The sequence below is a fragment of the Actinoplanes sp. CA-142083 genome (assembly GCF_050942195.1).
Lineage (GTDB): Bacteria > Actinomycetota > Actinomycetes > Mycobacteriales > Micromonosporaceae > Actinoplanes.
Window position 1 is genome coordinate 4,779,058 of record NZ_CP192076.1, and the last position, 22,524, is coordinate 4,801,581.

20 protein-coding genes are annotated in these 22,524 nt (G+C 72.2%); 10 read left to right on the forward strand and 10 right to left on the reverse strand.

The genetic code is table 11. The annotated features are described in order from the left end of the window. Positions 1–8: 8 nt before the first annotated feature. The 3 genes from ACQPZX_RS21840 to ACQPZX_RS21850 are packed head-to-tail and all read right to left on the reverse strand — an operon-like array spanning position 9 to position 2,605. A complete protein-coding gene (locus ACQPZX_RS21840) occupies positions 9–965 on the reverse strand; it encodes a PDR/VanB family oxidoreductase (protein ID WP_433383619.1) in 957 nt (318 codons plus the stop codon). Positions 966–1,009: 44 nt separating this feature from the next. Next, entirely contained in the window at positions 1,010–1,756 is a 747-nt protein-coding gene (locus ACQPZX_RS21845) for an IclR family transcriptional regulator (RefSeq protein ID WP_433383621.1), read from the reverse strand. A 9-nt stretch (positions 1,757–1,765) separates the two neighbouring features. Beyond that, the gene (locus ACQPZX_RS21850; protein WP_433383623.1) at positions 1,766–2,605 is read right to left on the reverse strand and encodes a LysR family transcriptional regulator; all 840 of its coding nucleotides are present in this window, start codon (positions 2,603–2,605) and stop codon (positions 1,766–1,768) included. Between the two features lie 86 nt (positions 2,606–2,691). Between ACQPZX_RS21850 and ACQPZX_RS21855 the strand changes: the two genes are divergently transcribed. Continuing rightward, the gene (locus tag ACQPZX_RS21855; RefSeq protein WP_433383625.1) at positions 2,692–3,417 is read left to right on the forward strand and encodes an SDR family oxidoreductase; all 726 of its coding nucleotides are present in this window, start codon (positions 2,692–2,694) and stop codon (positions 3,415–3,417) included. A 12-nt stretch (positions 3,418–3,429) separates the two neighbouring features. On the opposite strand, the gene ACQPZX_RS21860 is transcribed toward ACQPZX_RS21855, so the two are convergent. From ACQPZX_RS21860 to ACQPZX_RS21875, 4 genes are all read right to left on the reverse strand, one after another. After that, complete coding sequence (locus tag ACQPZX_RS21860) at positions 3,430–5,220, reverse strand: vWA domain-containing protein (protein WP_433383627.1); 1,791 nt, start codon at positions 5,218–5,220, stop codon at positions 3,430–3,432. Further along, positions 5,186–6,229 (reverse strand): ATP-binding protein, encoded by a 1,044-nt coding sequence (locus tag ACQPZX_RS21865; protein ID WP_433385368.1) that lies wholly within the window; start codon positions 6,227–6,229, stop codon positions 5,186–5,188. Before ACQPZX_RS21865 ends, ACQPZX_RS21860 begins: the two co-directional genes overlap by 35 nt. Before the next feature lie 62 nt (positions 6,230–6,291). Then, the gene (locus tag ACQPZX_RS21870; protein ID WP_433385371.1) at positions 6,292–6,867 is read right to left on the reverse strand and encodes an endonuclease V; all 576 of its coding nucleotides are present in this window, start codon (positions 6,865–6,867) and stop codon (positions 6,292–6,294) included. A 208-nt stretch (positions 6,868–7,075) separates the two neighbouring features. Next, on the reverse strand, positions 7,076–7,639 hold the full coding sequence (locus ACQPZX_RS21875) for a permease (RefSeq protein ID WP_433383629.1): 564 nt from the start codon (positions 7,637–7,639) through the stop codon (positions 7,076–7,078). Positions 7,640–7,793: 154 nt separating this feature from the next. Between ACQPZX_RS21875 and ACQPZX_RS21880 the strand changes: the two genes are divergently transcribed. The 4 genes from ACQPZX_RS21880 to ACQPZX_RS21895 all read left to right on the forward strand — a co-directional run bounded on the left by ACQPZX_RS21880 (position 7,794) and on the right by ACQPZX_RS21895 (position 12,225). Then, on the forward strand, positions 7,794–8,393 hold the full coding sequence (locus ACQPZX_RS21880; protein WP_433383631.1) for a TetR/AcrR family transcriptional regulator: 600 nt from the start codon (positions 7,794–7,796) through the stop codon (positions 8,391–8,393). 57 nt (positions 8,394–8,450) lie between these two features. Continuing rightward, complete coding sequence (locus tag ACQPZX_RS21885; RefSeq protein ID WP_433383633.1) at positions 8,451–9,851, forward strand: hypothetical protein; 1,401 nt, start codon at positions 8,451–8,453, stop codon at positions 9,849–9,851. Positions 9,852–9,890: 39 nt separating this feature from the next. Then, on the forward strand, positions 9,891–11,321 hold the full coding sequence (locus ACQPZX_RS21890) for a serine/threonine-protein kinase (RefSeq protein WP_433383635.1): 1,431 nt from the start codon (positions 9,891–9,893) through the stop codon (positions 11,319–11,321). A 118-nt stretch (positions 11,322–11,439) separates the two neighbouring features. After that, on the forward strand, positions 11,440–12,225 hold the full coding sequence (locus ACQPZX_RS21895; RefSeq protein WP_433383637.1) for a polysaccharide deacetylase family protein: 786 nt from the start codon (positions 11,440–11,442) through the stop codon (positions 12,223–12,225). On the opposite strand, the gene ACQPZX_RS21900 is transcribed toward ACQPZX_RS21895, so the two are convergent. Then, positions 12,212–12,934 (reverse strand): M15 family metallopeptidase, encoded by a 723-nt coding sequence (locus tag ACQPZX_RS21900; RefSeq protein WP_433383639.1) that lies wholly within the window; start codon positions 12,932–12,934, stop codon positions 12,212–12,214. The genes ACQPZX_RS21895 and ACQPZX_RS21900 overlap by 14 nt on opposite strands. Positions 12,935–13,134: 200 nt before the next feature. Here ACQPZX_RS21900 and ACQPZX_RS21905 point away from each other — a divergent pair, with 200 nt between their 5' ends. Both ACQPZX_RS21905 and ACQPZX_RS21910 read left to right on the forward strand, forming a co-directional pair. After that, on the forward strand, positions 13,135–13,959 hold the full coding sequence (locus tag ACQPZX_RS21905) for a helix-turn-helix domain-containing protein (protein ID WP_433383641.1): 825 nt from the start codon (positions 13,135–13,137) through the stop codon (positions 13,957–13,959). Between the two features lie 67 nt (positions 13,960–14,026). Next, on the forward strand, positions 14,027–14,605 hold the full coding sequence (locus ACQPZX_RS21910; RefSeq protein WP_433383643.1) for a dihydrofolate reductase family protein: 579 nt from the start codon (positions 14,027–14,029) through the stop codon (positions 14,603–14,605). Here the strand turns inward: ACQPZX_RS21910 and ACQPZX_RS21915 are convergent. Beyond that, positions 14,602–18,705 carry a trypsin-like peptidase domain-containing protein gene (locus tag ACQPZX_RS21915; protein WP_433383645.1) on the reverse strand — a complete coding sequence of 1,368 codons (4,104 nt, stop codon included), beginning with the start codon at positions 18,703–18,705 and terminating at the stop codon, positions 14,602–14,604. The genes ACQPZX_RS21910 and ACQPZX_RS21915 overlap by 4 nt on opposite strands. A 180-nt stretch (positions 18,706–18,885) precedes the next feature. On the opposite strand from ACQPZX_RS21915, the gene ACQPZX_RS21920 reads away from it, so the two are divergent. The 3 genes from ACQPZX_RS21920 (at position 18,886) to ACQPZX_RS21930 (ending at position 22,159) form a co-directional block, all read left to right on the forward strand. Further along, positions 18,886–20,163 carry a cytochrome P450 gene (locus tag ACQPZX_RS21920; RefSeq protein WP_433383647.1) on the forward strand — a complete coding sequence of 426 codons (1,278 nt, stop codon included), beginning with the start codon at positions 18,886–18,888 and terminating at the stop codon, positions 20,161–20,163. A 91-nt stretch (positions 20,164–20,254) separates the two neighbouring features. Beyond that, positions 20,255–21,622, forward strand: coding sequence for a PQQ-dependent sugar dehydrogenase (locus ACQPZX_RS21925; RefSeq protein WP_433383649.1), 1,368 nt, complete (start codon positions 20,255–20,257; stop codon positions 21,620–21,622). A gap of 24 nt (positions 21,623–21,646) precedes the next feature. Next, a complete protein-coding gene (locus tag ACQPZX_RS21930) occupies positions 21,647–22,159 on the forward strand; it encodes an O-acetyl-ADP-ribose deacetylase (RefSeq protein WP_433383650.1) in 513 nt (170 codons plus the stop codon). Between the two features lies 1 nt (position 22,160). On the opposite strand, the gene ACQPZX_RS21935 is transcribed toward ACQPZX_RS21930, so the two are convergent. Further along, a complete protein-coding gene (locus tag ACQPZX_RS21935) occupies positions 22,161–22,487 on the reverse strand; it encodes a TraR/DksA family transcriptional regulator (protein ID WP_433383651.1) in 327 nt (108 codons plus the stop codon). Positions 22,488–22,524: the final 37 nt, after the last annotated feature.

Below are 22,524 nucleotides of genomic sequence, written 5' to 3' on the forward strand. Positions count from 1 at the left end.
GGGAGCTCCTAGAGGTCGAGGACGAGGCGGGGGCCGCGGGCGCGGGAGACGCAGACGAACATGCTCGTGTTGTCGGCGCGCTCCCGGTCGTCGAGGAGGCTGTCGCGGTGGTCGACCTCGCCGCCCAGGACCGGGACCTCGCAGGTGCCGCAGATTCCCTGCTGGCAGGAGGAGAGCACGGGTACGCCGGAGCGGCGCAGGGTGTCGAGCACGCTGTCGCCGGCGGTGACCGTGACGGTGCGGGCGGACCGGGCGAGCGCGATCTCGAAGGCGGTGTCATGCACCGTGCCGGCGTCGGCGGCGACGAACCGCTCGGTGCGCAGGAACCCGGCGGGACGACCAGCGCAGAGCCGTTCGACCGTTTCGAGCAGGGGAGCAGGCCCGCAGCAGTACAGCCGGGCGCCGGCGGGATCGGTGTCCGCCACGACGGCGGGGAGGAGATCGCGCAGGCCGCGGTGGCACACCGTGACGCGGTCGCCGAAGCGCGAAAGCTCGTCGAGGAACGCCATCGACCGGCCGCCGTAGAACAGATGCCAGTCGGCGCCGAGCGCGTCGGCCTGCGAAATCATCGGGAGCAGCGGCGTGATGCCGATCCCGCCCGCGACGAAGACGTATCGCGGCGCGGGAACCAGCGGGAAATTGTTGCGCGGCCCGCCCAGCCCGACCAGGTCGCCGACGCGGAGGCCGTCGTGCACGTACGTCGATCCGCCGCGGCCGTCGGAGGATCGCAAAACCGCGACCCGGTACGCGTACGCGTCCCACCGATCGCCGCACAGGGAGAACTGCCGCGTGATGCCGTTGGGCAGCACCAGATCGACATGTGCGCCGGGCGTCCAGGGCGGCAGCCGGCGACCGCCGGGATCGGAAAGCACCAGGCTCTGGACGCCGTCGGCGACGAAACTTTTCGCGTCGACGCGCAACCGGAGGGCGGCGGAGGCATCGACGGCGGGCCGGAGAGTGCGCATGCCGGAAGGATGAACTTCGTGACATCCACGAAAGAAGAGCGCTATCACTCAATGAGAGAGCGCGAAATTCCCCGGGCGGCCGCCTGCAGCATGCCGATGGTCGCGCGGGCCTCCGGCCGGTTCGGCACGATGACCGACACCGCCGCGACGACATGCCCTTTCGCGTCGCGGATCGGCACGGCGACCCCGGTCGCGTCGGGATGGATGTGACCGGCGTTGAGCGCGTACCCCTGCCGCCGCACCTCGGCCAGCACCGCCCGCAGCCGCCGCGGATCGGTGATGGTCTCGGGCGTGAACGCCACCAGCGGCCGCGCGATCATCTCCTCCTGCAGCTCGGCCGGCGCCGCCGCGAGCAGCACGAGGCCCGACGACGACGCGTGCAGCGGCAGCCGCCCGGCCACCTGCGAGTAGTTGATCACCGCGCCGGGGCTGCTCAGCCGCTCGACGAACAGCACCTCGGCGCCCTCCCGGATCGCCAGCTGCGCGTGATGCCCGACGACGGCGTGCAGATCTTCGAGGAAAGGCAGCGCGGCCTCACGGAGACCGCGGGTGGGAGCGGCACGCGCGCTGAGCTCCCACATGCGCATCCCTATCCGTACGCCTCCGTCAGCGTCCCGGGCGAGCAGGCCGAGGTCGGTCAACTGGCGCACGAGCCGCGACGTTGTCGCCAAGTGAAGGCCCGTTCGCGTGGAGAGTTGCGTGACCGTCAGCGCCGGCTCGTCGGCGGTGAACGCGGCCAGGATCCGGACGGCGCGATCGAGCACCGATTCCCCGCTGCTCCCGCGCGCCATGGCGGGACGCTACAGCCGGGTCGCGGCGCGGACCAGCCCCGCCAGGGCCAGCGAGCGGCTGTGCGGCGGCCAAGCGATCACGGTGGTGACCTGCGGGGCGTCCACCAGCGGCACCGCGGCCAGGTCCCTGGTGAGCAGCGGACGGCACGACTCGGGCAGGATCGCCGCCGCGCGTCCGAGCGCGATCAGCTGGAGCAGCTGGGTGTTGTCGTGCACCTCGGGCCCGGGACCGCTCGGATAGGTGCCGTCCCGGCCCGGCCAACGCGGCAGCGGCAGGCCCGGGAGGTCGGTCACCTCCGCCATGCGCAGGCCGGCGCTGGTGGTGAGCGGATGACCGGCCGGTAGCACCACGATCTGGCTCTCGGTCACCAGCTCCTCGACGTCGAAGCCGGCCGTCGAGTCGAAGGGGAGATGCAGCAGCGCCACGTCGGCGCGGCCGTCGCGCAGCAGGCGCTCCTGCTCGCCGACCCCGCACAGCTGCACCTCGACGTGGACGGCGCCGGGCTCCGCCGCGTACGCGTCAAGAAGTTTCGGCAGCAGCTCGCCGGCCGCGCCGGCCTTGACGACCAGCACCAGCCCGGGATTGCCGGGCACGGCCCGGCGCGTGCGGCGCTCGGCCGCCTCGACCGCGTCCAGGGCCGCCCGGCCCTCGCGCAGCAGCACGGCGCCGGCGTCGGTCAGCGCGACACCGCGACTGTTTCTTTCCAGCAGCGAAACCCCGATCCGCCGCTCCAGCTGCGCGATCGCCCGCGACAGGGGCGGCTGCGCGATGCCGAGCCGCAGCGCCGCCCGCCCGAAATGCAGTTCCTCGGCGACGGCAACGAAATAGCGCAGCTCCCGCGTCTCCATGTTTCCACGCTACCGATACCTGCCGGGTATCGACGCCTACCCAGACGGTGTTGGAGGCCGGACGGCGGCGCGGACAGGATCGACTCATGAGCGAACGGACGACGATCGCGCTGGTCACCGGCGCGAACAAAGGGATCGGGTACGAGATCGCGGCGGGGCTGGGCGCGCTCGGCTGGAGTGTGGGTGTGGGCGCCCGGGACGACGGGCGCCGGGAGGAGGCCGTTGCGAAACTCCGGGCCGCGGGCGTCGACGCGTTCGGGGTGCCACTCGCGGTGACCGACGACGCGAGCGTGGCGGCGGCCGCGCGGATTCTCGAGGAGCGCGGCGGTCTCGACGTGCTCGTCAACAACGCCGCCATCACCGGGGGCATGCCGCAGGAACCGACGATCGTGGATCCGGCGATCGTGCGAACGGTCGTCGAAACCAACGTCATCGGGGTCATCCGGGTCACCAACGCGATGCTGCCGCTGCTGCGCCGCTCGGCGCGGCCGCGAATCGTGAACATGTCGAGCACGGTCGGGTCCCTGACCCGGCAGAGCGCGCCCGGCGGGGAGACCGGGCCGATCTCGGCCGCCTACGCGCCGTCGAAAAGTTTCCTCAACGCGGTCACGATCCAGTACGCGAAAGAACTGCACGACACGAACGTCCTTATCAACGCGGGCTGCCCGGGCTTCTGCGCGACCGACCTGAACGGCCACCGCGGCTTCCGCACGCCGCAACAGGGCGCACAGATCGCGATCCACCTCGCCACGATCCCGGACGACGGCCCGACCGGCGCGTTCTTCGACGACGAAGGCCCGGTGCCGTGGTGAGAAACGTGGCGCTCAGCGCAGGTCGAACACCTCGCCGCGCGGGGTGAAGGGCAGGCGGGCGCCGCGCGGCATCAAGTAGGCGTGGGTGCGGCGCACCCGCAGCACGTCGCACTCGCCGTCGGTGATGACGAGGATCGGGGCCGCCGGCGGGAAGTCGGCGGCCCGCTCCAGCAGTGAGATGGCCGGCTGCAGCGCGGTGCCGCCGCGGCCGCGCACCCGCACCCGCCCGGCGATGTCGTCGACCGGCAGGTACCCGGCGTCGTAGGCGGCCGCGTCGCAGAACACCACGCGGGCGGCCGGCACGTCGCGGGCCCGCGCGTACGAGGCGATCGCGCCGAGCGCCTTGCCCATCAGCTCATGGTTCATCGAGCCGGACGTGTCGACGACGACGCCGAACGTGCAGCGCTGGACCACCTCCTCCGGCAGGCGCCGGCCGGGCCGGGGAATCTCCGGTGTGGACGCCTGCCGCCGCGACGGGCGGGCGTAGCTGCGCACCGGCTCGGGCGCGGGCACGTGCTCGGCGAACCAGCGGGCGAGCCGCACGTCCCACGGCAGCGGCGGCTGCTCCAGCACCTTGATCTCGGCGACCAGGCCGGCGGGGAGCAGCCCGCGCCCACCGCTCAGGTGGTAGGCGTAGCCGGTCAGCAGCGCGCGGCGGCAGTACTCGTCGAGGTCGACGGCGCCCGAGCGGGGGCCGCGCCACGGCAGCGGCTCGCCCAGGATGTCGCCGCGCGAGGTGAGCAACTTTCGCGCGCGGCGCAGGTCGGTGGCGAGCCGGTCGTACACGTCCTCGGCCGACATGCCGGCCAGCGCGGGATCGTGCAGCAGGCCGTCCGGCATCACGCCGACGCCCATCTCGACCAGCCAGCCGTTCACGACATAGTCGCAGGCCACGTTCCACAGCTCGCGGTCACGCCAGCCGGCCCGGTCGCCGTGCCGCAGCGCGGCGTGCAACATTTCGTGCGCGAGAACGAATCGCCACTCCTGCTCGCCGAGGTTTCGCAGCGGGTTGACGTAAATCTCGCCGGCCTCGGCGGAGACGGCGGCGATCGCGATGTCCCAGTCGCGAGCGAGATCGGCGTCGGCGACGAGCGTGAACCGGGCGGCGAGGGCGCCCAGCAACGGATACGACCCGACAAACCAGCTGAGCGCGAGCTGCCAGGGACGCCGCCGGCTTCCGGGGGCGGTTATCGACGTACGGGCGCCGCCCGCCACCTCGACCGCCGCGACCGCCGCCGCGGAGAGGCCGACGGCGAACCGGTCCTGCCAATGCGGATCCTTGGGCGCGCGGAGGCCGTACCGGAGATCGGCAAGACCGAAGCTCTCCGCCGGCACCCCATCGCGCCGCCAGGCGCGCAGCAACTGCGCCTCGCCGGTGGCGGGCAACTCGCGGGGGAGCGGGATGGGCTCGCGGCCGAGCTTCACCGCACGCTGGAAACGTGCGACGGCGAGGCACGCGACCTCCTGGTACGCGCGATCACGCGCGGCGCTGTCGTCGAGATGGCCGAAGCCCAGGTGCAGCAGGCAGTGCGCGAGAGCCCAGATCCATTCCTCGGCGTCGAGCTTGTGCGCCTTGCCGGCCCGGATGGCGCCGTCGGATGCCACCGAAACAAGGCCCGGCCCGTCGGAGATGACCGCGGTGGCGACCGGCCGGTGCCAGGACCCGGTGGTCATCTCGGCGAACATCGGATGGGCCGCGAGCGAGCGCCACGCGGCCTCGAACGCGAGCGTGTTCGGATCCTTCTGCTGCTCCTTGCGGCGGCCCATCTCAGGCCCGCGCCGCGACCAGGCGCGGCAGGTCACGGCTCACCTCGACCAGGAACCACGCGGGCAGCACCGGCGCGCCCTCCTCGTCGGCGGCGATCACCAGGCGGCCGCACTCCAGCGACAGCTCGGACAGCTCGACGAGCAGAGCCTTCGCCCGGTGTGCGAAATGACGTACGGATGCCGGCGCCTTGTCTTTTTCGGCCGGCAGATCCTTGACCAGACGGGCGCGGAAAGTTTCGGCCAGGAAGTACAGCAGATCGCGGTCGCCTGGCGCAGTCGGCCAGCCGGCGTCGCCGCGCAGGATCGCGTCGAGGCCGTAGCGATGGCGGACGACCTTCACGTAGCCGCAGAAGGCGCTCGCGTGCGCCGGGCTCAGCGTGCCCGCCGCCAGCACCCCCAGCGTGCCCTCGTCGATCGCGTCGCCGCACGAGCGCATCGCGTCGGAGAGCATGTGCCAGCTGCGCGGCGTCGAGAAAGTTTCCTCGGTCTTGGGCGGCTGCGCCCACAGGTGGTCGGGGCGCTCGGCCAGATAGGAGACGATCCACGGGTGGATGCCGGCCTCGGCCGCCCACGCGTGCCAGTCGGCGTGCGAGGCGCGCAGGTGCACGTGGACCAGCCGGTTGACCAGCGCCGACGCCATCGGGCGGGCGAGCGCGTTGTCGCTGGAGCGGTTGCCCGCGCCGATCACGATGGACCCGGCCGGCAGCTCGTAGGCGCCGATGCGGCGGTCGAGGATCAGCGAGTAGAACGCCTTCTGCACGTCGGCGCTCGACGAGTTGAGCTCGTCGAGGAAGAGGCAGTACGGCTCGTCGCGGGCGATCGACTCGGGCGGCGCGAACCGGCTGCGGCCGTCGCGCAGCTCCGGCACGCCGATCAGATCCTCGGGGGCCAGCTGGGTGCCGACCAGCGTCACGCACTCCAGGCCCAGCGACGCCGCGAAGTCGCGGACCAGCGAGCTCTTCCCGATGCCGGGCGCGCCCCACACGAAGACGGGCCGCATGACCGCCACCTGAAGCAGCAGGCCGGGCAGCTGAGCCGGGGTCACCGTGATCGGGGAGTGCACGCAGGAAAGTGTGCGGGTTCGCGGCCGCGCGGTCATGCGATATATCAGGTCATGCCGCGCCAGCTCTCGCGCAGCACCTGCCGCGAGAGGATGTCGGCCTGGCGGGTCGGCTCCGGGATCCGGAAATGCGAGCTGAGCGCGATGGCCAGATCGGTGGCGTCGGCCAGGCTGATCCGGTGCCCCACCGAGACGTACACGGGATTGACCTCGGTCTGGGTGCGCACCGCCCGGCCGAGCACCTCGTCGCCCTCGGTCAGCGGCGTCCACTCGCCGCGGCGGAGGCCGGGCTCGGCGTGGCTGCCCAGGTACAGCGATTTCGCGATGCCGAAGGCCGGCAGGTCGAACAGCACGCCGAGATGGCTGGCGAGGCCGAAGCGGCGCGGGTGGGCGACGCCGTAGCCGTCGCAGACGAGCATCTCCGGCCGGCGCTCGAGGCGGCCGAGGGCCTCCAGCAACAGCGGCAGCTCGCGGAAGGCGAGCAGACCCGGCACGTACGGGAAAGTGATGTCACCCTCGGCGGTCGCCACCTCCCGCACCCGGAGGTTGTGCACGTCCACCGTGACCGCGGCGGCCACCGCCCGGCGGCTGCCCACCGCGTACGAGATGTCCACGCCGGTCACCGTCGCCGGCGTCTCGCCGCGGCCCTGCGGAAGCCGCACCCGCTCCCGCAGGGACTCCTGAATCCGTTCCGCCTCGGCGGCGTCCGCCGGAAGCTCGAACGGCACGACTGTCCACTTCTGCGCCATCGCCCGCCCTCTTGAAAGTGCGTGCATCCCACCATGCGCGTTCGAGCGTTTCGACGCCCACCCCGCCGTCGCGAGAATCCCGCTAGATCCCGGCGAGATCGAGGGCGAGCGTGAGGCCGCCGCTCGCGACGATCAGGACGGTGAGCAGCGTGGCGCGGCCGCCGGCCCGCCGTGCCGCCCGCCAGTAGAGCGCCGCGCCGACAAGCAGCAGCAGGGCCTCGATCGTGGCGGTCAGCGCGTGGTACTGCCACAGCCCGAGGCCGAGCCGGGGCAGGTCGCCGAGGTTGCCCGGCAGGATCGGCATGTCGGCCCGGTGCACCAGCAGGTCGAGCAGCCAGTGCGAGAACACGACGGCGCCGATGACCACGCCGGCCCGCCGGTTCTTCCACCAGAGAGCGCAGAGCCAGCCCGTCACCGCCGCGATGAGCAGGGCGCCCACCAGCGAGTGCGTGTAGTCGGCGTGGATGATCCCGTCGCCGTAGCCGCCGTTGGTGCCCGGCGCGTCGTCGATGGTCTCGATCCCGGCCAGGAACAGCGGCGCGAAGATGATGTCGAGCCAGACCGTGGCGAGCATGAGCGCCCACAGCGGCACCGGCTTCTCGGCCGACTTGACCGCGGCCGCGAGCCCGAAGTGTCCCGTGATCATTTCTTGGGCCACCGCACGAGCTTGGCGTCGAGGACGCCGACCAGGGCGGCGAACAGGAGCACGCCCACGAAGAACGACATGGTCTTACCTTCCCTAAAGTGAACCGAAGTTGCGTTAGGATGAGAGTAGACCACTAACGCAACTGGAGTTTCAATTGGTTTCGCGCCCGGGGGGCCGCACGGCCCGCACGCGTACGGCGGTGGCGGCCGCCCTCCAGGAGGAACTGCTGGAAGTCGGCTACGCCGGCACCACCATCGAGCGGATCGCCCGCCGCGCCGGTGTCGCCAAGACGACGGTGTATCGGCGGTGGGCGAGCGTCGGCCAGCTCGTGGTCGACCTGTTCCACGAGGCGGCCGCCGTCGAGATCCCGATCGCCGACACGGGCTCGTTCGAGGGCGACCTGCGTGCCCTGGCCCGCAGCGCGGTCGCCCTCCTGTTGCACCCGCGCAGCCGAGCCGTCTTCGACATCGTGGTGGGCGAGGCCATCCACGACGAGGCGGCCCGCGCGGCCCTGACCGATTTCTTCGCCGGCCGCGTCGCCAACGCCGCCCCGATCGTGGCCCGCGCGGTGGCCCGCGGCGAGATCCCGGCGGACACGGACGCGGCCGAGGTGATCCGCCAGCTGGGCGCGCCGTACTACGCCCGCCTGTACATCACCGGCGACCCGATCGGCGAGGCCGACGCCGACCGCGCGGCGGCGGTGGTCGCCACGGCCGCCCGCGCGGGCCTGCTCGGCCAGGCGCGGGCGGGGTAACGCGCAGTCCAGATTGCACGTTTGCGCTGGTGGGGAAGGGGGAGGACAGTACGCGGCATGTCGCTCGTCCGCCGCATCGCATTGATTGTCAGCACCGCGGCCGTCGTTCTCGGCCTCTCCGGGACCGAGGCGCAGGCGCATCGTGGCACGACCCTGTACGTGTCACCGCACGGGTCCGATTCCGCCTCCGGCACCGCGCGCTCCCCGCTGCGAACGCCGCAGCTCGCCGTCAACCGCCTCGGCCGTTCCGGCGGGACGGTGGTGCTCGCCGGCGGCACGTACGCCCGCCAGCGGATCGTCATCAAGAACCGCGCCCACGTCACGGTGCGGGCCGCCGCCCGCGCGACCCCGGTGCTCGACGGCGCCGGCCTGAAGCCGCTCGCCGACCAGAGCGGCATGGTCGAGATCCGGGACAGCTCCGACGTCGCCGTCCAGGGCCTCACCATCACCGGATACCGCACCAAGTCCCTCGACGCCGTTCCGATCGGCATCTTCGTGACCGGCTCGGGCCGCACGATCCGGCTCACCGGCAACCACATCCACCACCTCGGCAACGACAACGGCACGCTGGGCAGCTTCGACATGAACGCGCACGGCATCGCCGTCTACGGCACGAGCGCGGCGCGGTCGCTCTCGGACGTGCGGATCGCCGGCAACGAGCTCGACCATCTCGTCCTCGGCGCCAGCGAGACCCTGGTGCTCAACGGCAACGTCGACGGCTGGTCGGTGACCCACAACGTCATCCACGACAACAACAACATCGGCATCGACGCCATCGGCTTCGAGGACACCATCACCGGCCCGGCCCGGTTCACCGACGTCAACCGGGCGCGCCACGGGCTCATCGCCTACAACAAGGTGTCCCGCATCATCAGCGAGGGCAACCCGGCGTACTGGGAAGACGGTTCCTGGTGCAACTGCGCCGACGGCATCTACGTCGACGGCGGCGGCTCGATCACCATCACCGGCAACCGGGTGGACGCCTCCGACATCGGCATCGAGGTCGCCTCGGAGTGGAAGCAGGGCCGCACCAACGCCGTACGGGTCAGCGGCAACACCGTCACGCGGAGCCGCTTCACCGGCCTCGCGATCGGCGGCTACGACCAGGACCGCGGCGAGGCGTACGACATCACGGTCACCGGCAACTTCCTGCGCGGCAACAACACGCTGCGCGACGGGTCGCCCGAGATGCTGCTGCAGTACTACGTCCACGACACCACGATCACCCGCAACACCGTGATCTCGACGAACCCCGAGGCGGTGCTGCTGCAGCGGGTCGCGCCGGCCGGCGGCGCGGCCAAGAACGCCCGGCTGGTGCTGGACCGCAACACGTACGGCGGCCGGGTGCCCGCCGGGCAGGAGCTGTACTTCTGGAACGACATCGAGCGGCAAGGTCTCGCCGATTACCAGGCGGCGAGCGGCCAGGACGGACGGAGCACCTATCGAACAACCCGATAGGGGTGTAACAGGCGGCCGCCCGATCGCGCTCTTCTCGCCATGTCGAATCGGGTACTGGGCGGCCGCTACCGCCTGCAACGGCCGCTGGGGCACGGTGGCACCGCCACGGTGTGGCAGGCGTGCGACACACGCCTGGAACGGGACGCGGCGGTGAAGATCCTCGACGCGCGGTCGCGAACCGACCCGGCGGCGCTGGAGCGGCTGCGCCGCGAGGCCCGGTCGGTGGCCCGGCTCGCGCACGACAACATCGTCGGGATGTACGACATCGACATCGCCGAGGACGCCGCGTACCTGGTCATGGAGCTGGTGGACGGCCGGAGCCTGACCGAGGTGATCGCGCTGCGGGGCCGCCTGCCGGTCGGCCAGGCGGTGTCGATCGCCGCCCAGATCTGCGACGCGCTGGGCGCGGCCCACGCGGCCGGCGTCGTGCACCGCGACATCAAGCCGTCCAACATCCTCGTCGACCCGTCCGGCCTGGTGAAGGTGTGCGACTTCGGGGTCGCGCTGCTCGACCGGGCCGGCGGCGACGTGGCGCTGACCGGCGCCGGCAACGTCGTGGGGACCTGTCATTACATGGCGCCCGAGCAGGCCGCCGGCGACCCGGTCGACGGACGTGCCGACCTGTACGCCGTGGGCTGCGTGCTCTACGCGATGCTGGCCGGGGCCCCGCCGTTCGCCGCGGACAATCCGATCGACGTACTCGAGCTGCATTTGAACGAACCGCCGGTGCCGCTGCGTGCCCACCGCGACGACGTGCCGCATGACCTGCACCGACTGGTGGAGGAACTGCTGGCCAAGCACGCCGCCGACCGGCCGGAGGCGGCCTGGTCGGTCCGGGATCGGCTGCGGGCGATCGGTGGCCCCGAGATGCCGGAGCCCGCCGCCGCGGCCATGCCCGCCACGGCGCTTCCCGAGCTGACGGCGGTGCTTCCCGAGCTGACGGCGGTGCTTCCCGCGTCGCACGTCCGGCGGGGCCACCGATGGACGCGCGACCGGGAGGCCATGCTGGTGGCCGGCGTAGTACTCGCCGCCGTGCTCGCCATGGCCCTGGTCATCGCGCTGGCGGCCGGCGGCGATCGGCCGGCCACCCCCGCCGCCGAGCCGCCCGCGCCGGCACCGACGGCTACGGCGACGGCGTCCCCGGCGGCCCGGTCGACCGAAGCGGCGCCATCGTCAGCGCCCCCGGCAACTGCCACGACCGCGGCGCCCGCCCGGGCCACGCCGGTCGACCGGATCATCGGTCTCGCCATCCTCATCCAGAACGAGGCCGACAGCGGCCGGCTGCGACCCAAGACCGCCAAGGCGCTGCTGCGCGACCTCGAAGGCGTGGTCCGGGCCCGCGACTCCGGCAAGTCCGAGGAGGCGGCCGAGAGGTTCGACGACTTCCGGGAGCGGGTGGGCGAGCTCGAAGGCCTCGACCTGCCGGATCTCGACCCGATCGCGGACACCCTGAGTCCCTCTTTCGGCTGATGCCGGCCGGGCGCGATTTCTGACCTTGGCGGGATGGCCCGGGTCGCCTTGATCAACCACCGTGGTGTTCGCGTTCGTTTGGTGCGGGCGCTTCACACGGGGGACGGTGCACGGGGTCATGGAGGGGATAAGCCGGCGAAGGCTGCTGCGCGGGGTGGGGCTCGCGGCGGCCGGGGCGGCCACGGGGGCCGTCGGCGTCACCGAGGTGCCACGGTGGTGCGGGTGGGATCATCCGCCGCTCAGTGGCGGGTACGCGGCCGCCGCCGACAATCAGGGTGCGGTCGGCACTTCCTCGGTGCACATCCGGTACTTCGTGGAGACGTCGCGACCCCTTGTCGCGCTCACGTTCGATGACGGGCCGGCGCCGCGGTACACGCCCTGGTTCCTCGATGCGCTGGAAGAGGCCGGGGTGCCGGCCACCTTCTTCATGGTCGGCCGCAACGTCCGCGACCACTCCGGCCTGGTCAAGGACCGGCTCGACGGGCATGAGGTGGGCAACCACTCGTGGGCCCACCGGGATCTCGCGACCATGGACCTTCCCCAGATCCAGGACGACCTCCGGCGCACCCGCGAGATCATCGAGGAGAAGCTCGGGCGTACGCCCACGCTCATGCGCCCGCCGTTCGGGCACCTCGGCGGGTCCACCGTGCTGGCAGCCGACTCGCTCGGGTACGACGTGGTGCTCTGGGACCGGCAGATGCGCGAGCGGCGTTTCAAGGACGACCCCGCCGGGCAGGCCAAGGATCTCGTCGACACGGTCCGGCCGGGATCGATCATTCTGGCGCACGACGTCGGCGACGAGCGGCGGCTGGTGGCGCTCGAGGCGCTGAAGGACCTGGTCACCGGCCTCAAGGCGCGGGGTTTCGAGTTCGTCACCGTGTCGGGCCTGATCAGCCGCCAGTGAGCGAGAAGTGCATGTAGTCCTTCAGCGAGCGGTAGTCGCCGCCCCACTCCCAGCCGATGGCGGCGAACGCCTTCACCACCGGCCCGCGCGCGACGATCATGCCGGGCCGGACGGCGCCGCGATCCAGGTAGGACGTGGCCAGCTCGGGGAGCACGACCTTGCCCTTGTGGTACGGGTTCTGGAACGGATTGACGTCCACGGCGAGGCCGTACGCGTGCTGCGACCAGGCCTTCTGACCGCGCACCGGCCGGCAGGCGAACACCGCCGTGGTGTTGCCGTCCCCGGTCGGCGGGGCGGTGAGCTCGGCGGCGCTGGTCACCCGCATCCGCTCGATCGGATAACCCTCGGCGAACAACCGGCCGAAGACCGTGACCAGATCCTTGGCCGCACGCGCGTTGACCAGTAGCTCACCGGTGTGCGCGAGCCCGTCGAAGCCGCGGAAGCCGACCGTCACGTAGCGCAGGTCGGTGGCCTTCACCGGGCAGGCGCTGGTCCAGGTGGAACGGGCGAGCACACTCGGCGGCACGGCCTGGACCGTGGAGTGGAAGGCTCCGTCGGCGGGCGGCGGCAGGTCGTCGGTCGTAACGAGAGATCGATGGGTCAGCTCCGGCGGGGTGGTCCGCGCCGAGGCGAAGCCGTTCGAACCGGTCGGCAGAACCCGGGTGCCGAGCCAGGCCGGCGCGGCGGTGGCATTGCCGTGAGGCTTCACCGACGGAGAGGGGGACGCGGCGGGCGCAGAGCTGGTGGGCGCCGGGCCGGAGGACGCAGGGCCGGAGGACACAGGACCGGAGGACACAGGGCCGGAGGGCACAGGGCCGGAGGGCGTAGGGCCGGAACAGGCTGCCGCGACGCCACAGACCAGCGTGGCGGTCAACAGCCGAAGGTGGCGCACCAAGCCACAATAGGCCGATGGACTACGTCAGCCGGGCGCCCGCCCCGCCGCTCGACCTGTTCATCGACGACATCTACTGCATGAGCGGCATCCCCCGGCACCGCATGATGAATGTCCCGCCGATGCCGTCGGCCCACCTGTTCGTCAACCTCGGCGGACCCGTACGCCTGTGGGATTCCGACCCGGCGGTGCCGCCGGCCCTGCTCGACGGCTCATGGTTCATGGGTGTCTGGACCCGGCGCTTCCTCGTCGAGTACCCGATCCCGGTCCGGCTCGTCGGGGTGCATTTCAAGCCGTGGGGGATGTCGCCGTTCGTCGACACGCCCGCGTCCGAGCTACGAAACGCCTGGATGCCGGTGGACCGCGGCTGGCAGCGGTCGGTGGATCGGATCCGCGACGAGGTCACCGACTCGCTGCGGGTCCTGGAGGAGGAGCTGCGATCGCGGCTCGCCGGGTCGCCGTCGCAGGGCCTCGATTTGGTCCGGCACACCGGCCGGCGCCTGGAGTCGTCCTACGGCACCGTCCCGATCGGCGCGCTGACCGACGCCGCCGGGGTGACTGGCAACCACCTGGCCGCGCAGTTCAAGCAGCACGTCGGGATCACCCCGAAGCGGATGGCGCGGATCTACCGCTTCGCCCAGCTGATCATCACGGTGGACGCCCGGCAACCCGTCGACTGGGCCGAGGTCGCCCAGACCGCGGGCTACTTCGACCAGGCCCACTTCATCCGCGAGTTCAAGGACTTCACCGGCCACACCCCGACCGGCTACCTGGAGCTGCGCCGCCGCTTCCCCGCCGAGCCGGGTTTCTCCCCGGATGCGGGCCCGATGCCGGCCGAGTGATTTTTTACAAGCCGATCACCTTCCGGGGGCGACAGGATCGGGGGCGACCGCACAAGGAGGAGCACCCGTGGGCACAGTGATCTTGCACAGCGTGGCGTCGGTGGACGGCTTCATCGCCGACGAGAAGGACGACGTCGGCCCCCTTCACGACTGGTACTTCAGCGGGGACGTCCCGATCGTCGAGGGCGGCAGCATGAAGATCTCGCGAGCGTCGGCGGACTACGTCAAGTCGACGTGGGCGGGCCTCGGCACGATCATCATGGGCCGCCGCCTCTTCGACCAGGTCAACGGATGGGAGGGCGAACCGCCCGCCGGCGATCACGTGGTCGTGGTGTCCCATCGGCCCAAGCCCGAGGGCTGGCATCCCGAGGCGTCGTACCACTTCGTCGACGACGTGACCGCCGCGGTCGCGAAGGCCAAGGAGCTCGCCGGCGATCGCGACGTCGCGGTGAACGCCGGCGAGGTGGGCGGCCAGATCCTCGCGGCGGGCCTCGTCGACGAGGTGGCGATCGACGTGGTGCCGGTGGTCTTCGGGTCGGGCCGGCGCTATTTCGGCAGCGTCGAGGGGCAGCATCTGCTGGAGGATCCGCACGTCGTCATCCAGGGCGACCGGGTGCTGCACCTGCGTTTCAAGGTGCGCCGCTAGATCTCGCGGAAGTGGGCCAGCTCGTTGCGGCGGGTGTTGAGGTCGAGGGCGAGCGACCCCGCCGTCAGCCCTACGAACAGCAGGCCCGAGACCTCCAGGCACGTCAGCACCGGATGGTGCACCGGAATGGTCAGGACCAGCGACCGGCTGGCGAGATCCCAGACGCGTACGGTCCGGTCCCGTCCCCCGGAGGCCAGCATCGCCCGGTCGTCCACGGTGACCGGACAGAGCGCGTCGACCCCGTCCAGATGCCCGGCCAGGGTCGACACGCACTGCCGCGTGGCCGGCTCCCACACCCGTACGATCTGATCGTCGCTGCCGCTCGCCAGCAGCACCCGGTCGTCGACGGTGACCGTGACCAGCGACCGCACCGGACCGCGATGTCCCGTCAGCGCCGCGACCAGACGCCCGCCCGGGGTCCACAGCATCACCGCGGGATCGTCGCCGGCCGTGGCCAGCATCGTGCTCCCGTCGACGGGCACCGGGCAGACGGTGTGCAGCGAGTCCAGGTGCGACATGATCTCGCCGTCGGGGAGGAAGCCACCCATGCGGTGCCGCGCCATCAAGCGGTCGGCACCCGGGCGGTGCAGGTAGAGGCGGCGGTCGCCGACCACCGCGACGATCGGGGTGCCGTCGCGGCCGTGCGTCGCGCAGATCGCGTGCACGGTCTCGAACCGCCGGTACAGCGTGTGCCGGCCGCGCGTCACCGTCGGATCCCAGGTGGCGAGAAGGCCGCGCTTGGTGGCGATGGCGAGCAGCTCGTGCCCGCCGGCCACCGGGCACAGGCCGATGACCGAGGTCGCGACGCCGTCGAGCGTGTGGGTCTCGGCACCGGTTTCGATGTCCTGCAGGCGCACCGGCCCGCCTTCGCCGTCGGCCACGGCGACCAGGCGCCGGCTGGCGACCCGGATCGGGCAGGCGACGCTGACCCGGCCGCCGCGTCCGGTAGGACCGGGGCGCGCCTCGGCGCCGGAGACGGCCCACAGGCGCGCGGTGCGGTCGCGGCTGGCCGAGGCGAGGAAGTCGTGCCCGTCGACGGTCAGGGTGCACAGGGCGTGGACGACGTCGGTGTGCCCGGAGAAGACGCGCAGGCAGCGGCCGTCGGACGGGTCCCAGACGCGCACGTCGCCGTCGGCGGCCGAGGTGGCCAGCAGGGTACGGCCGGCGACCTGCACCGGGACGACGTCGCGGACCGCTTTGCCGTGGCCGGCGAAGACCGGGCCGGGCGCGCCGCCGTCGCGCAGGTTCCAGATCCGCGCCTCGGCGCCGTTCGCGGTGACCAGCACGCCGTGCCCCTCGAACGCCATGATCCGGGCGGCGCGCAGGCTGTCGACGTGGCCCGAGAGCGCGAGCAGGTCGAGGGCGCTCACCGCCTGGCCGGTGGCCGGGTCCCAGACGCGGACCTGCAGGTCGGCGCCCGCGCTGAGCAGCAGTTGCCGGCCGCCGCTGCGGAACGTGGTCACCGCCCGGACCCCGGCGGAGTGCGCCTCGTAGCTGCGCGACCGCCCGTCGGCGAGGCTCCAGGTGCGGACCATGCCGTCGTCGGCGCCCGCGGCCAGGTGCTGCTGATCGCCGACGGTGATCGTGGTGAGCGCGCGGATCGGCTGGGCCGGACCGGCGAGCGTCCCGGCCACGCTGCGGTCGATCGGGTCGACGAGCGAGACTGCCCCGCTGCTGCCGCCGGCCGCGAGCATGACACGACCGCCGACGACGACCTTGCAGAGCGCGAACACCGGATCGCCGCGGATGGGCACGTCCCAGCGGCGGCCGCTGGCGGGGTCCCAGAGCCGGACGTAGCCGTACTCGCCGGCCGTGGCGAGCAGCGCCCGCCGGTTGACCGTGACCGCGCAGATCGCCCGCACGGCGCCGGCGTGTCCCTCGAGCGCGCTGTGCTCGGAACGGCTCGGCACCGACGCCCACCGGATCCGGTACGGCAGGCCGCGCCACCCGGCGAAGGTGCTGCCGAGCTGCTCGATCTCGGCGGTCACCCCGAACATGGCGGCTCGTTCGGCCGGCGCGGCCCGGATGGCGTGGGGGGTCAGGCGTAGCAACCGGGCGCGCGCCTGCCCCTCCGGCGAGGCGGCCTGCTCGGCGAGCTGGGTGAGCCGCGGCAGGTCGGCGTACAGGAGAAAGGCGTCGTCGGCGAGCAGGGCGTCGATCATTCCGGCGCGGGCGGCCAGCGCCGGTAGGGACCGCAACAGGTACGCGTCGGTGCGCGCCCAGCCCACCCGGCGGCCGTGCCCGATGAACTGCGCCGCCAGCGCCGCCTCGTCCTCCTCCCGTTCGCCGCTGCGCTCCCGCCCGCGCAGCAGCGCGTCGTTGAGCGCCTGGTGGAACAGCCGGTACCGCGAGTCGCTGCTCTCGACCAGGAAGTTCGCGGCCGACGAGCCGACGAAGCCGACCAGCGCCTCCCGCGAGATCGTGATGCCGAGCGCCTCCAGCGCCACCTGCCACAGGTCGGGCGCGAGCCCGGGCGCCTGCGCGTAGGCGAGCGCGGTGAGGATGCCGGTGGCGGGCCGCCCGTCGACCGCCGGCAGCCGGTGCAGATAGGCCGCGAGCGCGTCGTCCACGGTCGCGGTGAACGAAAGCTCCTCGGCGGTGACCGCGACAGTGTCGTAGAGCCCGTGCGAACGGGCGATCAAACCCGCGATGAGAAAGTTTCGTTCCGCCAGTGCCGCGATGCGGCGGGCGATGGGGGCGGCGACATCATGATCCGCGTACGGGTTCCCCGGCCGTTCCGCGCCGAGCAGCGCCAGTGTCGCCTCCGCATAGTCCTCCAGGTCCTCCGGCGCGAAATACTCCGCCCGATCGAGGTCGATGAGCCGGGTCCCCGGACCGAACGCGCGCAGCAGCTCCCCGCCGTCGTCGACCCGGCGGCTCCCCACGATGACCTGCGCGCCGTAGCGGGAGCACTGCCGTGCGATCGGCAGCAGCAGCGACGAGACCACCAGCCGCGCCTGCCGCGGGTTCACCGCCTCGTCCAGCGCGTCGAAGACCAGGTTGAAGTGCCGTCGCCCGCCCGCGTGCGAGAGCCGGTCGCGTAGCGCCGGGACCAGCTCGTCCACAGTGTGCGGAATGCGCACCGACGCCGCCCGCGCCACCTCCACCGCCACGTCGAGCGCCGTCTTGCCCTTCACGTGCACCGCGCACGACACCGACCCGATCGGCGCGGCCACGTTGCGGTCGTCGCTGGGCAGCGCGGCCCGCACATCCTTGTCGGCGGTGGTGACGATCCGGCCCAGCACCGCCGACTTGCCGACACCGGGCGAGCCGGTCACGATCAGCACCCGCGGGTCGGGCCGAGGGCGGCGCAGCCACTCCACGATCTCGGCGAGCGCGGTGGCGCGCCCGCGGAACCGGTAGCCGCCCTCGGTGTCGATCGAGACCCCGCGCGCCCGTGGCCGCCAGTGGCGCACCGCTTCGACGTCCTCGCGCAGCGACCAGCCCCACGCCTCGAGCGCGGTGTCCCCGGCCGCCGCGACCGACCAGGCGGTGAGCTCGCGCAGCTTCTCCTCCGGGAGGTCCTGGTCGATCTGGTGCAGGGTGATCGCCTGCGCGTCGCCCGCGTGGGCCCCGCCGGCCCGGGCCTGCCCGACCAGGCCGACGATCGCGTTGAAGTCGCGTGACCACAGACCCGAGCCGCTGAACCCGGCGCGCACGATGAACCTCGATCGGGTTTCCAGACCCACCCATCCGTACGCGAGCGGTCCGCCGACCCGGCCGTGCGCCTCCGCCCCGAGCGGGGAATCTTGCGGGAAGCCGAACGCCCACCACTGGTCGCCGTTGAGCGCGCGGGGGAGCGGGGACCGCAGCGGGGCCGGGGTCGCCTCGGGCGGGGCGAGATCGTCGAGCTCCAGGACCGCCACGTCGGTCTCGGCGCTGCCGCGTACCTCCTTGATCGACCGCCGGACCGCGCGGGACACGCCTGCCTTGGGGAACGTGACGAACAGATCAGCCTTGCCGTCCACGACGTGCCAGCACGTCAGCACCCGCCGCCGGTCGACGAGCACGCCGCAGCCCAGGGCGCGCAGGTCGGACGCCGCGAACAGCGCCACGGTCCACGGATCGTGCCCGGGCCCGGATATCGGCACCTCAGCCATGGCTGGCTACCATGCGTCGATACTTCCAGCACGCAGCGCAACCGTCTATGCCTGATTCGTCGACGAAGACGCCCGGAACGAGTGAGGATTTTCATCGCGGGCCACACGAGAATTTGATGAGGGCCGTGTGATCATGCTCCGAACGAAAATCCGGCGCGTGGGGTGGAGGACCCGGTGGGCATGACGGCGATGGTGTCCGCGGTGCGGTCACAGGTGCTGGGGCTGGTCGCGCGCCGGTTCTCCGGCGGCAACGGCCCGTACGCGGGTTTGTCCATGTTGCCCGACAAGATCCTCTGGCCGTTGCACCGCGACGGCCTCGACCCGGTGCCGCGGATGGCCGAGTGGCGCGCGCAGCGCCCGGTAGCGCGCATGCCGCTGCCGTTCGGCATGCGCGCCTGGCTGGTCACCGGCTACGAGCCGGTCCGGCAGGTGCTCGGCAGCATCGACGGCTACAGCAACGACTTCGGCAAGTTCGCCGGCCGGATCGGGATCAGCGTCGCCCAGGACCCGGGCGGCCTCGGGTTCGCCGACCCGCCGGTGCACAGCCGGCTGCGCAAGGTGCTGACGCCCGAGTTCACCATGCGCCGCCTCGCCCGCCTCCAGCCGCGCATCGACGCGATCGTGGCCGGCCGGCTCGACGCGATGGCCGAGACGGACGGCACGGCGGACCTCTGGCACGACTTCGCGCTGCCGATCCCCGCCCTGACGATCTGCGAGCTGCTCGGCGTCCCGTACGCGGATCGCGATTATTTCCAGAAGTTGAGCACCGCCCGCTTCGACATGGCCGAGGGCGCGCACACGACGCTGGACACCATCGGCGAATCGCTGACCTACCTCGGCGGCCTGATCACGGAGCAGCGCCGCAACCCCGGCGACGGCCTGCTCGGGTCGCTGATCCGGGCGCACGGCGACGAGATCGACGACCGCGAGCTGGCCGGCCTGGCCGACGGCGTGCTCACCGGCGGCCTCGAGACGTCGGCGAGCATGCTGGCGCTCGGCGCGCTGGTGCTGATGAGCGACAAGGGCATGGCCGCCCGCATGCGCGAGGGCGACAACGTCGACCAGATGGTCGAGGAGCTGCTGCGCTACCTCACGGTGGTGCAGGTGGCCTTCCCCCGGGTGGCGGTCAAGGACGTCCGCGTCGCGGACGCCGACATCCGCGCCGGTGACGTGGTGATCTGCTCGCTCAGCGGCGCCGACCGCGACGACGTGGTGGGCGACGATCCGGAGCGGATGGACCCCGCTCGCGATCCGCACAAGTCGCACATGGCGTTCGGTTACGGCATCCACCGCTGCGTCGGGGCGGAACTGGCCCGGATGGAGCTGCGCACGGCGTACCCGGCGCTGATCCGCCGGTTCCCGGACATGACGCCGGCCGTGCCGCCCGCCGAGCTCAAGTTCCGCCGCGCCTCGATCGTCTTCGGCCTCGACGAGCTCCCGGTCAACCTTCGCGGCTAGAGGCCGGCACGCGCCGCTTGGCCGCTTCTGCAGCGTCGCGTGCGCGCTGTTACATTGATGGCTGTCTCTCTATTGGTTCGGGAGGTAGCGCATGATCAGGCGGTTTGCTGTTCTGGCCGCGGCCACGTTGGTTCTGGCGTCCATGGAAGCGCCCGCCGCAGCCGCGACGCCCAGCTTCGACTTCACCCGGCCCGACGTGGTCGCGACCGGCACCGAGGTGCCCTGGGGTTTGACCTTCCTGCCCGACGGCAGCGCGCTGGTCGCCGAGCGGATGTCCGCCCGGATCCTGCGGCTGCGGCCCGGCGCGTCACCCGAGACGGTGGCCACGGTTCCCGGCGTCGCGCCCAGCGGCGAGGGCGGCCTGCTCGGCCTGGCCGTCTCTCCGACGTACGCGCAGGACAGCTACGTGTACGCCTACTTCACCGCGGCCACCGACAACCGGATCGTCCGGTTCCGGCTCAGCGCGCCGCAGACGGTCGAGCCCGTGCTGACAAGCCTCGCCAAGGCCAGCATCCACAACGGCGGCCGGATCGAGTTCGGCCCCGACGGCATGCTCTACGCCGGCGTCGGCGACGCCGGCAACACCGCCAACGCGCAGAACCAGCAGAGCCTCAACGGCAAGATCCTCCGGATGCGCCCGGACGGCGGCGTCCCGCCGGACAATCCGTTCGCCGGCTCGCTGGTCTACAGCCTCGGCCACCGCAACGTGCAGGGCCTGGCCTGGGATGCGCAGGGCAGGCTGTTCGCCACCGAGTTCGGCCAGAACACGTGGGACGAGGTGAACCAGATCGTCGCCGGCGGCAACTACGGCTGGCCCATCGTCGAGGGCAACGGCACCGATCCCCGGTTCCGCAACCCGATCGTGCAATGGTCCACCGCCGAGGCCTCGCCCAGCGGCGCCGCCATCGTCGGCGACACCCTGTACGCGGCCGCCCTGCGCGGCACCCGGCTGTGGCAGGTGCCCATCGACGGCGGCACGCCGACCGCCCAGTTGACCGGAAGTTACGGCCGGTTGCGCACCGTCGAGCAGGGACCGGACGGGTGGCTGTGGATAACCACGAGCAACCGCGACGGCCGCGGCACCCCCGCGGCCAACGACGACCGGGTGATCCGCTTCCCGCGGACAGGCACGACGACCCCCGGCGCCGCTTGTGCCGTCCGCTATGAGCTCAACCAGTGGAGCACCGGCTTCACCGCGGCGGTGACCGTCACCAACACCGGGCCGGCCGTCAGCTCGTGGGCTCTGACGTGGACCTTCGCCGGGAATCAGCGGATCGGCAACGCGTGGAACGCCACCTACAGCCAGTCGGGCCAGGCGGTGACCGTACGCAACGCGTCCTGGAACGGGTCCGTCGCCGCGAACGGCACGGTCACCTTCGGGTTCCAGGCCGGCTACAGCGGGACCAACGCCGCCCCCACCGACTTCCGCCTCAACGGCGTTAACTGTTCGACTTCCTGACCCCCGCCGCCATCTAATACCCCCATGCGGATCGAGCTGGCTGTCGGCGACATCACGACCGAGCAGGTCGACGCGATCGTCAACGCGGCCAACTCGTCCCTGCTCGGCGGCGGCGGAGTCGACGGGGCGATCCACCGCAAGGGCGGCCCGGCGATTCTCGAGGAGTGCCGCGCGCTGCGGGCGAGCCGATACGGGCGGGGCCTGCCGGTCGGCCAGGCGGTGGCGACCACCGCCGGCCGGCTGCCCGCCCGGTGGGTGATCCACACCGTCGGCCCGGTGTTCAGCGCCGATGTGGATCGCGCGCCGCTGCTGCACAGCTGCTACACGGCATGCTTGACGGTCGCCGACGGCCTGGGCGCGCAGTCGATTGCCTTCCCGCTGATCTCCTCCGGCGTGTACCGCTGGCCGAAGGAGGACGCGGTCGTCCAGGCTCTGACGGCGCTGGAGGCCTCGCCGGCCACCGTGGAGGTCGCCCGCCTGGTCCTTTTCGACGAGCCGACCTACCGCGTTGCGGAGCGTGCCTGGCGCTCGAAATAGCCTATGCGCAGGCGATGCAGTTGCGGGCGAAGGGCCGCGCGGCGAGCCGTTCGGCGGCGATCGGCCCGCCGCACCTTTCGCAGGTGCCGTAGGTCCCCGCGTCCACCCGGCGCAGCGCGTCGTCGACCTCGGTGATCCGCTCCCGCGCGGCGGCCAGCAGCGCGGTCAGCTGGGCGCGCTCGAAGCCGATGGTGGCGCCCTCCGGGTCGTGCTCGTCATCGGCGTTCGAATCCCGCGAAGCGGTGAACAGCGCCTCCAGGTCGCGGGCCAGCGTCGCCGCCTCGGCCTCGGCGCTCGCGCGCAGCCGCAGCAACTCGTCCCGGACCATCCCCGCAGCCTAGCGACCCGTTGGCCGGGCCGGGGTG

What these genes read in the sequence shown, in the direction of transcription:
- ACQPZX_RS21845 (WP_433383621.1), bottom strand. Translation starts at nt 1,756, where the DNA reads ATGGCGCGCGGGAGCAGCGGGGAATCGGTGCTCGATCGCGCCGTCCGG.
- ACQPZX_RS21890 (WP_433383635.1), top strand. Translation starts at nt 9,891, where the DNA reads ATGTCGAATCGGGTACTGGGCGGCCGCTACCGCCTGCAACGGCCGCTG.
- ACQPZX_RS21895 (WP_433383637.1), top strand. Translation starts at nt 11,440, where the DNA reads ATGGAGGGGATAAGCCGGCGAAGGCTGCTGCGCGGGGTGGGGCTCGCG.
- ACQPZX_RS21855 (WP_433383625.1), top strand. Translation starts at nt 2,692, where the DNA reads ATGAGCGAACGGACGACGATCGCGCTGGTCACCGGCGCGAACAAAGGG.
- ACQPZX_RS21885 (WP_433383633.1), top strand. Translation starts at nt 8,451, where the DNA reads ATGTCGCTCGTCCGCCGCATCGCATTGATTGTCAGCACCGCGGCCGTC.
- ACQPZX_RS21840 (WP_433383619.1), bottom strand. Translation starts at nt 965, where the DNA reads ATGCGCACTCTCCGGCCCGCCGTCGATGCCTCCGCCGCCCTCCGGTTG.
- ACQPZX_RS21935 (WP_433383651.1), bottom strand. Translation starts at nt 22,487, where the DNA reads ATGGTCCGGGACGAGTTGCTGCGGCTGCGCGCGAGCGCCGAGGCCGAG.
- ACQPZX_RS21905 (WP_433383641.1), top strand. Translation starts at nt 13,135, where the DNA reads ATGGACTACGTCAGCCGGGCGCCCGCCCCGCCGCTCGACCTGTTCATC.
- ACQPZX_RS21930 (WP_433383650.1), top strand. Translation starts at nt 21,647, where the DNA reads ATGCGGATCGAGCTGGCTGTCGGCGACATCACGACCGAGCAGGTCGAC.
- ACQPZX_RS21920 (WP_433383647.1), top strand. Translation starts at nt 18,886, where the DNA reads ATGACGGCGATGGTGTCCGCGGTGCGGTCACAGGTGCTGGGGCTGGTC.
- ACQPZX_RS21915 (WP_433383645.1), bottom strand. Translation starts at nt 18,705, where the DNA reads ATGGCTGAGGTGCCGATATCCGGGCCCGGGCACGATCCGTGGACCGTG.
- ACQPZX_RS21850 (WP_433383623.1), bottom strand. Translation starts at nt 2,605, where the DNA reads ATGGAGACGCGGGAGCTGCGCTATTTCGTTGCCGTCGCCGAGGAACTG.
- ACQPZX_RS21925 (WP_433383649.1), top strand. Translation starts at nt 20,255, where the DNA reads ATGATCAGGCGGTTTGCTGTTCTGGCCGCGGCCACGTTGGTTCTGGCG.
- ACQPZX_RS21875 (WP_433383629.1), bottom strand. Translation starts at nt 7,639, where the DNA reads ATGATCACGGGACACTTCGGGCTCGCGGCCGCGGTCAAGTCGGCCGAG.